Annotated in this window: 14 protein-coding genes; 13 read left to right on the top strand and 1 reads right to left on the bottom strand. The window is 31.7% G+C overall.

Annotation, left to right across the window (positions count from 1 at the left end; translation table 11 throughout):
- Positions 1 to 123 precede the first annotated feature (123 nt).
- Entirely contained in the window at positions 124 to 348 is a 225-nt protein-coding gene (locus J2S15_RS18675) for a type II toxin-antitoxin system Phd/YefM family antitoxin (protein ID WP_307411439.1), read from the bottom strand.
- 218 nt (positions 349 to 566) lie between these two features.
- On the opposite strand from J2S15_RS18675, the gene J2S15_RS18670 reads away from it, so the two are divergent.
- From J2S15_RS18670 to J2S15_RS18610, 13 genes are all read left to right on the top strand, one after another.
- A complete protein-coding gene (locus tag J2S15_RS18670; RefSeq protein ID WP_307411437.1) occupies positions 567 to 1583 on the top strand; it encodes an oxidoreductase in 1017 nt (338 codons plus the stop codon).
- Entirely contained in the window at positions 1583 to 2575 is a 993-nt protein-coding gene (locus tag J2S15_RS18665; RefSeq protein ID WP_307411435.1) for a Gfo/Idh/MocA family protein, read from the top strand. The genes J2S15_RS18670 and J2S15_RS18665 overlap by 1 nt, the downstream gene beginning before the upstream one ends.
- An 87-nt stretch (positions 2576 to 2662) precedes the next feature.
- Positions 2663 to 2974, top strand: coding sequence for a PTS sugar transporter subunit IIB (locus tag J2S15_RS18660; RefSeq protein WP_307411432.1), 312 nt, complete (start codon positions 2663 to 2665; stop codon positions 2972 to 2974).
- A gap of 3 nt (positions 2975 to 2977) precedes the next feature.
- Complete coding sequence (locus J2S15_RS18655; RefSeq protein ID WP_307411429.1) at positions 2978 to 4879, top strand: BglG family transcription antiterminator; 1902 nt, start codon at positions 2978 to 2980, stop codon at positions 4877 to 4879.
- A gap of 89 nt (positions 4880 to 4968) precedes the next feature.
- Positions 4969 to 5289, top strand: coding sequence for a PTS lactose/cellobiose transporter subunit IIA (locus tag J2S15_RS18650; RefSeq protein WP_307411427.1), 321 nt, complete (start codon positions 4969 to 4971; stop codon positions 5287 to 5289).
- Between the two features lie 32 nt (positions 5290 to 5321).
- Positions 5322 to 5615 (top strand): PTS sugar transporter subunit IIB, encoded by a 294-nt coding sequence (locus J2S15_RS18645; RefSeq protein WP_307411424.1) that lies wholly within the window; start codon positions 5322 to 5324, stop codon positions 5613 to 5615.
- Between the two features lie 17 nt (positions 5616 to 5632).
- The gene (locus J2S15_RS18640; RefSeq protein ID WP_307411421.1) at positions 5633 to 6937 is read left to right on the top strand and encodes a PTS sugar transporter subunit IIC; all 1305 of its coding nucleotides are present in this window, start codon (positions 5633 to 5635) and stop codon (positions 6935 to 6937) included.
- Between the two features lie 189 nt (positions 6938 to 7126).
- The gene (locus J2S15_RS18635) at positions 7127 to 7906 is read left to right on the top strand and encodes a hypothetical protein (RefSeq protein ID WP_307411418.1); all 780 of its coding nucleotides are present in this window, start codon (positions 7127 to 7129) and stop codon (positions 7904 to 7906) included.
- Positions 7907 to 8189: 283 nt separating this feature from the next.
- Positions 8190 to 9035, top strand: a complete 846-nt coding sequence (locus J2S15_RS18630) for a PRD domain-containing protein (protein WP_307411415.1) — start codon at positions 8190 to 8192, stop codon at positions 9033 to 9035.
- 103 nt (positions 9036 to 9138) lie between these two features.
- Positions 9139 to 10572 (top strand): PTS transporter subunit EIIB, encoded by a 1434-nt coding sequence (locus J2S15_RS18625; RefSeq protein WP_307411412.1) that lies wholly within the window; start codon positions 9139 to 9141, stop codon positions 10570 to 10572.
- Between the two features lie 2 nt (positions 10573 to 10574).
- Positions 10575 to 11633 (top strand): hypothetical protein, encoded by a 1059-nt coding sequence (locus J2S15_RS18620; RefSeq protein WP_307411409.1) that lies wholly within the window; start codon positions 10575 to 10577, stop codon positions 11631 to 11633.
- A 73-nt stretch (positions 11634 to 11706) separates the two neighbouring features.
- Positions 11707 to 12153, top strand: coding sequence for a PTS sugar transporter subunit IIA (locus tag J2S15_RS18615; RefSeq protein WP_307411406.1), 447 nt, complete (start codon positions 11707 to 11709; stop codon positions 12151 to 12153).
- A gap of 318 nt (positions 12154 to 12471) precedes the next feature.
- On the top strand, positions 12472 to 13292 hold an 821-nt coding region (locus tag J2S15_RS18610), incomplete at its 3' end, for a hypothetical protein (protein ID WP_307411403.1).

Raw genomic sequence — 13292 nt, 5'->3', positions numbered from 1 at the left:
AAAATGATAGTTTCTAATTCTATATAACATTTTATCTTATCAAAAAATGGAGATTCAAGTTATGAAACTCCATTTTTTAGTCTCTTGGAAATAATAGTCTTAACATGTGATAGCTTAATAAAGCTATATTTTCTCTAATTGAGCTAACGATTCCATAAGCCAATCATAGTTCGCTTTATTAGCTCTAATATATACATTCTCTAAGATATTATTGTATTCTTTTTCTGACATGATAATAACATTTCTATCATTTCTTCGAGTAACCTTTATGACTTCATAATCATCAGTTACTTTATCCATAAGATGCCTCATGTCTTTCTTCAAACCTGAATCATTTACTGTAATCATAGTTCACCTCCAAATAGTCATACTTATATTATAAAGAGATTGCTTATCAGTGTCATTACTAAATCGAAAAATTTAGAGAATTAAAAAACTTCCATAAGTCTAGGGAAATTTGCAGTAATCTATTCGCAAATTACTCATAGTATACTCAAGGTGACACAGGAATATAACTATTTTTGTGACTATCTAGATAGACTTTAAGTAATGGAAGGAGAAAGAATATGTTAGTAGCAGCGTATATTGGATTTGGAAATAGTGTAGTTAGATATCATTTACCATATGTAAATATGAGAAAAGATAAAGTAAAGGTAAAGTATATTTATCGTAGAGAAGAGGACCGTAATTTAGAAGGTGAAAAAGAAAGAGAAGACTTGTATGAGGGATATATCTTCACAAGTCGCTTGGAAGATATATTAGAAGATGCAGAAGTGAATTTAGTGGTAATCAATTCTCCAAATTCAAGTCATGTCATGTATGCAAAAGCAGCATTAGATGCTGGAAAGAATGTGCTTGTTGAAAAACCAATTGCTATGGATTATGAAGAAACAAAAGAATTATTAGAATATGCAAAGGCAAAAGGATTAACCTTAATGCCAAATCATAATCGTCGTTATGATACGGATTGTTTAGCGGTAAAAGATGCAATTAGCAGTGGTAAGTTGGGAAAAATAGTAGAGTTGGAATCTCACTATGATTACTTTAGAAAACCATTTATGAAAGAACCGGCAATGGGTATGTTGTTAGGACTTGGAATTCACACCATTGATCAAATTATTTCAATGTTTGGAACACCCAAAGCAATGAACTATGATGTAAGAAGTTTGTTCTTTGAGAGTGGTGCAGATGATTATTATGATATTGATTTCTTCTACGATGACATGAAAGCGATTATGAAAACTAGTCTATTAGTAAAAACGAAATACCCTAGATTTATTGTTCATGGAGACAAAGGAAGTTTTATTAAGTATGGTGGAAAACATAACTCAGATGTCGTATATACAGAACCAATTCAAGTAGAATTAGAAGTTGAGAGTGAAAAGGATTGGGGAGTACTTGAGTACGTAGATGATAACGGAGAAACAAGAATTGAGAAGATTCCTAGTCGTCCAACAGACTATGGTGTAATCTATGATGGATTATATGAAACAATCATTAATGACGCACCAAAATTAGTATCAGATGAAGAAGTATTGACTGATATGAAGATTGTGGAAGAAGCAATGGAGGCATGTAAATAATGAGTAATAAGATGAGAATAGGAACAATTGGTACTGGAGTGATTGTTGAAGCATTTGCTGCAGCAGTAAAGCTATGTGAACACGCTGAAATTACTGCAGTTTACTTAAGAGGTGATGAGGTAAATGGAGGGTTTGAAAAGAAAATCAATGTGGATAAAACACATACAACATTAGAAAGTTTATATGGAGATTCGAATGTTGATGTAGTCTATATTGCAACGCCAAATAGTCTTCACTATCCAATCGCAAAAGCTGCATTAGAAGCAGGGAAGAATGTAATCTGTGAAAAACCATTTACTTCAAATAGTAAAGAAGCAAAAGACTTAATTGATTATGCTAAGAAGAATGATTTATTTCTTTTTGAAGCAATTTCAATTATTCATATGCCAAACTTTAAGGATCTAAGAAAGAGAATGTCTGAGGTTGGAGATTTAAGTATTATTCAAGCAAATTATTCTCAATACTCTAGTAAATATCCTGCACTAAAAAATGGAGAATTACCAAACGTATTCAATCCTGATTTCTCAGGTGGAGCGTTAATGGATATTAATATTTATAATATTCATGGAATTATTAGCTTGTTTGATGTTCCTGAAAAGGTAGAGTACAAAGCTAGAAAACATGAAAATGGAATTGATTTGTCAGGTATTGCATATCTTCATTATAATAACTTACCTTGTGTATGTATTGGAGCTAAGGATTCAAGAAGTATGAACTATTTCCAAATTCAAGGTAATCAAGGTTATATTAATATTCCAAACGGAATCAATGGCGTTAACAGTTATGAAATTTGTGTTGGTAAAGAGAGTGAAACAGTTAATTTACAAGACAAAGAAAACTGGTGGTTCTATGAAGTTGATGAATTTGCTAAAGTTTTTCTTAATAAAGATTATGACAGATCACATGAACTATTAGAGCATTCTTATAAAGTAATGAAAGTAATCGATGATTTAAAGGCAAGTGCGAATATCGTCTTTAAAGCTGATAAGTAGAAATGGATGAATATAAGAGGGATTACTAAAATTACATCAATACATAGATAGAATAATGCTATGATTAAATAAAACGGAGGTTTTATCATGAAAATAGTCTTAGTATGTGCAGCTGGAATGTCAACAAGTCTGATTGTTGTACAAATGGAATTAAATACCAGAGAAGAGGATCAGATTATTGCAATACCAGCAAATGAATTAGCAAATCGAATTGATGTATGTGATGTTATTTTAGTTGCACCACAGTTGCGTTATAAAATGGATACCATTAATAAGATAGGAGAAACTTATAATGTTCCAGTTGAACTTATTGATATGAGAAGTTATGGAAAAATGGATGGGAAAATGATTTTACAGCAAGCATATGGAATTGTAGAAAAAGCGAAACAAGGAGGGTAAAAAATGTTAAATACTAGACAACTTAGTTTGTTGAAAAAATTACAATCCGAAGATAAGTTTTTTGAAGCAAATTCATTAGCTGTTGAATTTGGTGTGAGCAGTAAAACTGTTCGTACAGATTTAAAAGCAATACGCGAAGAAATTGAACATCATGGGGCAACCATCTGTTCGATAACTGGAAAAGGTTCTGCCTTTGAATTAACAGATGATGCAAAATACGAAAAATATTTGAATGCAATATCTGATTACTCACACAACAACATAAACTTTTCTGAACAAGGAATGCGTATTGAATACATTATTAAACGACTTATTATGAGTAATACCTATATCTCTACAGAGGATCTTGCTGATGAAATGTATATTTCAAAGTCAAGGATTGCTTCAGATCTTGCACAAGCAAAGAAAGTATTTGCAAAGTATGGTCTTGAGATTGTCAGCAGACAAAAGTATGGAATCATGCTTAGTGGTAGTGAAGTGAACAAACGATTGTGTATTGTGAAGGAAAAAATATCAGTTTATGGACTTGTAAATATAGAGTCAAAAGAAGAGGGTGATCTGTTAAAAGAGATTGGTAACATTGTAGTTGAAACATTAGTGGATGGACAATATCGAATATCAGATGTTGTAATACAAAACCTTGTATTGCATATCTTTGTATCATTAAAGCGAATGCAACAAGATGATTATATCGAAGGAGATATGTGTTTGGAAGATGGTATCACCTTTCATCATGAGTTAAAAATTGCCCAGGAAATAATGAGAAAAATAGATGAACGATTTCATATCAAAGCAAATGACAGTGAAGTAATTTTCCTGGCAATTAATCTAAAGGGAAAACGTAATTACGATGAAAATAATATTATTAGTGAAGAAACCAATGTACTGGTACTAGATATTCTAGATTCTATTAATGAAAAAATGCATATTGATTTGAGTGGAAATATGGAACTTCGTATTTCTTTGGCATTGCATATTATGCCACTAGTTACTAGGGTAAAGTATAATCATATGCTATCTAATCACATGGTTAGTGAAATAAGACAGACATTACCTCTAGCGTTTGATGCAGCTGTAATTGCTGCAGATCAGATTGCTAATTACTATAATGTGAAATTAGATGAGAATGAGTTGGGGTATCTTGCAATACATTTTAGTGTTCCAATTCAAGAATATTACTCATTGAATGTGCAACGAAAAGTATTAATTCTATGTTCCAGCAGACGTGGAGAAACATTATTAATGCGTCATAAATTCTTAAGTTGGTTCAAAGAGCAAATTTCGGAACTTAAAGTAGCCAATTTTATTGAACTAAAGTATCTGAATTTGGATGATTATGATCTTATCTTTTCAACTTCATTAATTGAAGAGGGAGTACCTAAAAGTGCAATTAAAATAAACTTCTTTTTAACCAATGATGATTTTGAAAGAATTAACCGAGCAATGATTGGAGAAAGTTCACAAGAAACGGTCATGGAGTATTTTCATAAAGATATGTTCTTTCACGAGACATTTATGAACTCAAAAAAAGAAGTACTAAAGACACTATGTAGTGCGTTGGATTCGAAATATGAATATGATGATAATTTATATGATTCAGTATTACGTAGAGAAGAAATGGGGTTTACTGCTTTTGGCAATCATATAGCAGTACCGCACCCAGATCATCTAATTGCGAAACAGACATCAGTGGCAGTGATGTTACTTGATAAACCATTAGCCTGGGATGAAAGTAATGTTCGTATCATCATCTTGGTTTGTGTAGCAAAGCAAAAAGAAAAAGATTTAAAGACATTATTTGAGTATATCTCAATGATGATGTTGAATGAAAAAGCGATTCAAAGAATTTCTAAATACTCGACTTATGAAGTGTTTATTGAAGAGATGAAAAAATCAATTAAATAAATTATGTATTTCCATAAGGTAGTGGAAATTTGCAATAAGGTAAGGAATTGTAATGATTGCTATACTTTAATTAGAGAAAGGAGATCTATATGGATGAGAAAATGAGTGAAAAAGCATTTGAGTTAATCCTACATGCAGGAAACTCAAGATCATCTTCAATGGAGGCACTGATGTTGGCCAGAAAAGGGCAATATGAGGAAGCACAGGAAAAGTTTGAAGATGCAGATAAAGAATTCCATTTGGCTCACGAAGTACAGACAAGTATGTTGTTTGCGAATGCACAGGGAGCAGAAACCAAACCGGATATATTAATGGTACATGCACAGGATCATTTTGCAATGGCAATGGTATGTTTCGACTTGTGTAAGGAGATGGTCAATATGTACCAGGAGATGAGAGAGCACAAATAGATAATATATAGTAAACAGAAAGGAGGAAGATTATGAATGTACTACTAGTTTGTGCTGCAGGAATGTCTACAAGTTTGTTGGTAAACAATATGAAAGCAGTTGCTGCAGATAAGGATAGAATAGAAGCTTTTCCAGAATCAAAATTAAAAGATTTAATTGAAGAGTTTGATGTTGTTCTAGTTGGTCCACAGATTCGATACAAGTATCCTGATATAGAGTCAGTATGCAAGAAGCATAATAAAGCGTGTGGGTTAATTGATATGGCAGCTTATGGTCAAATGAATGGAACAGTTGTTTATAAACAAGCACAAGAATTACTAAAATAAAAAAGGAGAGAATAGAAATGACACAAAGTAAAAAATCATTTATGGACAAAATTAGTGATTTTACAATGAAGCTTGCAGGTCCGATTGGTAAGTTTGCGGAAAAACCAGTTATTGCATCAATCCAGGATGGATTGGTTGCAACAATGCCTGTAATTATCATCGGAAGTATCTTCCTAATTTTATATGTATTAGGTTCACCAAGTATAGGGGATTCAGGAAAAGCGTTATTGCCATTCCTAGAAGATTTAGCACCTAAGTTTGTAGTTGTTAACTCATTAACAATGAATTTCTTAGCGTTCTATACATCATTAACAATTTCAATGTCATATGGAAAACGATTAAATTTAGATTTAATGACAGCAGCACTATTAGGTGCTGGAACATTCTTTATGATTAATTTGAATGGAGTAACAGATGGAATGATTTCAGTAAATGCATTCAGCGCATCAGGACTGTTTGTAACGATGATTACAAGTATTATTGCCGTTCGAATTTATAAGTTATTTATAGATAAGAATATTACAATTCGTATGCCAGCATCAGTACCACCAAATGTAGGTAATGCATTTACCTCATTGATCCCATTTGCGTGTATCTTTACGATTGCATGGTTAGTAAGAACAGTATTGGATATTGATTTAGTAGTTTGGTTTACAGAATTACTGCAACCATTATTCTCAGCAGCAGATAACATTTGGATGTACACATTCAGAATGACTACACAAAATATCTTATGGTCAGTTGGTCTTCATGGAGATAATATGGTTGCATCAGTATTTACTCCGCTTACAACAATGTGGACTGCAGAAAATGCAGAGGCATTGGCTCAGGGTGTGTCAGGAGTGAATTTGCCTCATGTTATGACAAACTCTGGTGTTGATAGACTTACAAACTGGACAGCAACGGTATGGCCATTAATCTTGTTGATGATTACATCTAGAGTTAAATATTTAAGATCATTAGGTTGGGCATGTTTCCCATCAGCAATCTTTACGATTGTGGAACCAGTAATCTTTGGTTTACCATTAGCATTAAATCCATTCTTAATAATTCCATTTATTTTGATTGGTACGATTGCAGCAATTGTAGGGTATGCAGCATTCCAGTTTGGATTGATTGCTCGATTCTATGCAACCCTTCCATGGGCTACCCCACCATTTATTCTAGGACCTTTAGGAACTGGAGATTGGAAAACAATTATCTTAGTGATTGTTGTATTTTTTATTGGGTTAGTAATCTACTTCCCATTCTTTAGAGCATTTGAAAATGCAGAATTAAAGAAAGAAGCAGAAAGGGAAGCAGCAATAGAAGAAACAGCATAAAAAAACGCTTATTAGCGTCTTGTGTCATTAGGAATTAGGAATAGATAAATCAAAGATTTATTCGGTGTTTGCGTAACCTACTATTCCTAATGATTACATTTTAATATATTATATGCAAAAAGAGAAGTGAAATTAGAAAGAATACGAAAATAAAAAAGTTATCAAAGTAAGAAAAGGAGAATGATGATTATGAGTAATTTAGGATTTATATTATTAGTGATTTCAGCAGTTATCGCAATTGTATTACCAATCATATGGTTAATTGTATTGGGATATACAAAAAGATTAAAATTAGCAGCATTTCTAAAAGGATTACTATTATATGTAATGTATAATAATGTAATTTATCCACTTGTATCGACAGGGATATTCTCAGCATCATCACAGTTGTCAGGTATGTTTTCAATGGTACTATTTGTAAGTGCTCTATCATTCTTCGTAGTTATACTACTTTACTTTGCAAACAAACGTATCATATCTCATGAAACTGATGAAGAACGTAAGAAAATGGTCTGGATGGGATTAGCATACGGTTTTATTATTAGTATTGGTCTTACATGTTTTGAAAATCTAGTAATTGGAGATCATATACGAGTAGGAGATATCTCTTATCTAATTGATGTCTTAGGATATTCTAAAGATATAAGTTCTGCAATGGTGAGTAATTATGCGATTACACAAGGGTTCTCATTTATAGCAATTGGCCTTCAATCTTTGATATCAATTGTATTATTTCAAAGATTATATAAGATGTATTCAAATCTTGAAACAAATAAAGATTTAGTAAAAATATTTGGATTGTTGATTATGTATTTCTTCTTAATCTATGCAAATGTAATGATGGGTGAATATGTATTTACAGTACTTACAGTTGTATATTTTGCATTGATAATTGGAATAGATAGAATAAATATATCATCAAAGAATATAAAGAACTATAATACATACAAACTCGTAAAGAATAAATAATGACCTTATTTTATTGCTAGTGTGATAAGTATCACTCATTGCTACTGTTTGTTTAGTAATATATTGACAGTCATATTGACAAAGCAAAAAACCATGCTATAATTTAGGTGAAATAAATAGAATCTGAGGATTGTCACTGGTAATGCAGGCTAAACCTTAATTAATTGTTTTAATTAAGTTTAGCCTTTTTTTGTTCTTTATTAGACTGATTGTATCTTAGAGAACAACTAATATTCACCAAATTCACGTAAGTTGCTTAATTAGAAAGAAAGAGGAACTAGTTATGATTATTGTTCAATTACTTAATAACAATGTAATAATCGCAAGAGATAAAAAAAGAGAAATAATTGTGATGGGTACTGGATTGGGATATAAAGCCAGAGTGGGAGATAAAGTAGATGAGTCGAAAATTCAAAAGACTTTTATGATGAAGGAATTTAACGCTAAACTAATTGATTTAGTAGAGGAGATTCCTGCTGTATATTTAGAGATTACAGAGATGATTGTAGAATATGGAGAAGAATTAGGTCTGAAGTTTTCTAATTCAGTATATCTGATTCTAACAGATCATATTTATCATGCAATTATTCATGAAAAAGAAGGGATTATTCTTAAAAACTCATTTTTCTCAGAGATGAAACGATATTATCCAACCGAGTTTGCTGTAGCTAGGCAAGCGAAGAAAATCATTTTAGATAGAATCGGATTTGAAATTTCAGAGGATGAATTAGGATTTATTGTATTACATATTATTGAAACATCAAGTGGTCAAAAAACCAAAGAGGTAGAGCGTGAAGTTAAGTTTGTAAATGATTCAATTGAGTATATTAAGAGTCATAATGAAAATGAAAACTTAGTTGAAAATACTATTAATTTTGATCGTCTCGTTGTTCATTTAAAGTATATAGCTAAGAGATATTTTAAAAATGATGAAGTAATACCTGAAGAAGCATTACGCAATGAAGAGGAAGATTCATTATTGAATCAAACAATAGAAACATGTTTACCTGGTGAATTAGCCTTTGCTAGAAAATATGGAAATTATATAGAAGAATTATATGGAGAGAATTTATCTCGCCAGGAGTTAAATTATTTATCTTTACATTTTAGAAATGTGAATGTGAAATAGTAGAATTTTGTCTAGTATACAGTATATTTTGATGTTCTGTTAATAAACAATTTGTCGACACTTGTTAATTAATATAAAAATTAAAAGGAGGAATTGTAGTAGTATGGATAAAAATCTAAAAATTGCTGAAGATGTGTTAGAACACGTTGGTGGCAAAGGAAATGTAAAAAATGTATTTCATTGTGCAACTCGTTTACGCTTTCAAATAAAAGATATGAAAAAAGTAGATGAAGATGCTGTTAAAAAGATAGATGGTGTTTTAGGAGTAATGAACTCTGGAGGTATGTATCAACTCATCATTGGTCAAAATGTAGAATTTGTATACGATTATTTATGTGATTTAGGAAACTTTAAAAAATTGGATTTAATTGATGAAAACCTGGATGAAGAATCAGAGGAAGAAAAGAAATTTTCACCTAAGAAGATAGTAAATAACATTTTCACATATATGGTTGCATCAATGACACCGATTATCTATCCATTATTAGGGGCTGCATTATGGAATACAGTTGCAACTCTATTAGGTCCAGATGTACTTGATGTGATTGCAGTTGACAGTGAACTATATTTAACATGTGGTCTTATCTATGATGCATTATTCTATTTCTTGCCAATTTATATTGGATATAGTGCTGCAAAAGCATTGAATGTATCGAATCCAGTTTGGGGTATGTTAATTGGAGGATTAACGATTATTCCTAGTTTTGCGGCAATGGTAGGAACAGCAGAAAGTTTCTCATTATTTGGGTTAGTTTCTGTTCCAATAAATGATTATGGATCAACAATCTTACCGGTATTATTAGGGGTTTGGATATTTACTTATTTATATAAGTTTATTAAGAAGATTACACCTTCAATTTTATTTGGGACGGTTGCACCATTCATTATTTTCTTTGTAATGATCATACTTATGCTTGCTGTATTTGCACCACTTGGAACCTATGTTGGAGAAGTGATCAATGATGTATTTATGTGGATGTATAATTCAATTTTGCCAATTCGAATCATTGGATATGCGCTATTAACTGCTATCTGGCCTGTGATTACATTGGGTGGAATGCATATGCCGATTTCACTAACAGCATTTGCTTTCTTATTCCAAAATGGAAATGATCCATTTACTCTTGTTTGTGCAGTTTCAGCAGTATGGTTATTGTATGGAATGGCATTGGGAGCAGTATTTAAATATAAGAAAAAAGAGAACAAAGCAGCAGCTGCCTCTGCGGTAGTTGCAGGATTTGTAGGTGGAATTGTAGAACCTGCAATCTATAGTGTAGCAATCAAATCTAAATCAGCAATTAAAGTAATGCTGATCGGAGGAGCAATCTTAGGAGTTGTATTAGGAATTGTACAACCTGTGTATTACAATGTTGCAGCTACTAATGTTATAGGGCCATTTGCAGTATTTAGTGGATCAACATTAAATCTGATTAAAGGTTTGGGCTGTACAGTGCTTGCTATTGCAATTGGAGCAATTGGAGTTATTATGTTTGCTAATTTTGATGAAGAAGAAATTAAAAATAGTGAGGAGGAATAATCATGGCAAAAGTTGTAGATTTTAAAAATACATCTGGACAGACATTATATGTTGAGGTTGGAAAACCAAATAACTTATTAGAAAGAACACCAGAAATATATGATAATGATTTTGATGGTCATGCAAAGTTGGCTCTTATTGATGTATATGGTATGTTTTTTCCAGATGGTGATGGTACCAAAAAGCCATTTGTTTATCTCAGACACACGGATGTATCAAAAAATGAATATCGATTTGCGAATTTAGTGGAGCTGGGAGATGATTTTCTCTCTCCTCAAAAAGGAGCATATCATGTGGATGAGATTGCAACTCCGGAAACACCAATTATTGAATATCAAAAAATAACAGAGAATCCATTAGTCTATGGATTTGGATCTGAAGAGAAGCTTGTTGAATGTCGTTTTCATAAAGATTATGTAACGATGAAAGAAGGCGACTTCTTTAATATAAAAGGTGAGCCATGGTCACATACAATTTATGATCATCAATCAGTTTATAATAATGCTTCAATGATATTTCAACCAACATCCTGGATAGGCTCATTTAAAGGTAAACCAATTCTTGGTTTAGGGGAATTTGATCGAATGTTTATCAAGGAAGCAGTAGAAGGTTTTGGTGATATTCCTTTAGGATACATTGCATTTATGGGGATTGGAATCAGAGAAGATGGTCGTAAAGAAACTACTTTTATATCAATTTCAATCAATGGTGTAGGGAAAACACTTGCATATTATATATTAGAAGGTGAGCAGCCGATTGTGACTGATCAGGTTTCAATGGAAGCTGACTGGACTCGTTTGCCTTATGTAGATGATGGGACTTGTGTGTTCAAAGATGCAATTTTCCGTTTCTGTGATAAAGAGATTCACTTTGAAGGGAAATGGGGATCAAAAGGTTTTACTGCAAAACCACGTGTTGAAAAACATGGACAGTCTCATGTGTTGGGAACATGGTATGAGGGAAATAAACCTTATAAACATCGCTTATATTATACGTTTGTGGAAAATATGGATGCATATGATTATAACCTAGAGAAATTAGGATTTGATATTATTGGATAATTGAGATTTACTAAAGTCTGATATCACTATATGTATTTTAATCTAAGCTTTAGCATATGAAAGGAGTTCAACAATGAAAATATATAGTCCAATAAAAGGGAAACTAAAAGATTTATCTGAAGTTAATGACATTGCATTTTCACAGAAAATGCTGGGAGATGGGATTGCGATTGTTCCATATGAAGGGAAATTGATTGCTCCTTTTGATGCAAAAGTAGAAATGATTTTTCCATCTAAGCATGCAATAGGTTTACAATCTACAAACGGTAAAGAAATTCTTATTCATATAGGGATAGACACTGTTAATTTAAAAGGTAATTACTTTGAATCTTTTATAAAACAAGGTGATGAGGTTAAGCAAGGTGACTTGCTAATAAAATTTGATATGGGAAGAATTAAAGAAAAGGGCTATTGTATAGATACAATGATTATCATATCGAATACGAATAACTCATTAATAACAGATGTTGTGAATCAAGAGGAAGTGTTATGTGGAGATTATTTAATGTGTATAGAGTAAATGGATACATCTAAGTTTTATAGTTTACAATCATAGAAGTTAGTGTCAAGTATTAGTGGGTGAGAGTATTGATAAGTTCGTATACAATGTAGTATGTGTACGAACTTTTTTATCATATAGGAAAGTTTTCTCGAACGAGAATCAATACAAGACGTAAGTGCTATTTTTAGTAGTGATAAAATCAAATCTTTAGTAATGAATAATTATAAAAATACAAGACTTTTAATAGTAAAATTATCATGGTAAACTATAAACAATAAAGAACTGCAATTGAATCGTTGACATAATATTATAAACCAATAAAAAGGAGTAATACTTATGCCAAAAACCATCTCTCAAAGTCAACGATTATATCTCAAACATTTAAGTGAATCTCAAGTAAACTGTATCCATCATGATTTAAAAGTATATAATCAAATGTATCATTATTCCTATCGCAGATGCTATGATGATACTTTTTATAATGTGAAAATAGGAAAAGGATTTCAAAAGAAATTGAAGGCAAGATATGGAACTAGTGACTATATGCCACTTAGTGTGATAAGTGATGTCAAAGCAAAAATAAAGACAAGTATTCAAATCCAAAAGTTTCATGAGAAGCGAGTAACTAGAGAACATGGGAATATCCAAAATAAGTATAAGAAAGTCGAAAAGCAATATCGGCAGTTCAAGAAAGTGCACAATAGTCTAATATCTATATCACAAGGAAATAGCGATAAATTGCATATCTTTAAAGGATGTGGTTTTTCATATACCAAACATAATACTTGTATTGTAGATGAAAAAGAAATGAACCTGTATTTATTTGAAGAGTTATATATCAAAGTAATGATGAAACGCTTGAACCATCGATTGAAGATGTTGCTGTGGAAGATGAATCGTAAGAAACAAGAAATAGCTAACTACAAGAAACATCCTAAGCAAATCTGTTTTGGAAGTTGTAGACTATTCAAAGCCCAATATACAAAAGAAGAGTATATTAATAATCATCAAAAATGGAAAGAAGACTATCATCACCAAAGAAATAAGCAAATGATTATCCAAGGAAGAAGACAAGGAAAGTATGGAAATAACTTGTTCAAATATGAACTAGATAGTAATACCATGATGTATCGAGGAATCAAAGAAACCATCTACTT

It is taken from the genome of Breznakia pachnodae (assembly GCF_030814225.1).
GTDB lineage: Bacteria > Bacillota_I > Bacilli_A > Erysipelotrichales > Erysipelotrichaceae > Breznakia > Breznakia pachnodae.
The sequence above is the reverse complement of the archived record's forward strand: the minus strand, read 5'-3'. Positions and strand labels throughout refer to the sequence as shown.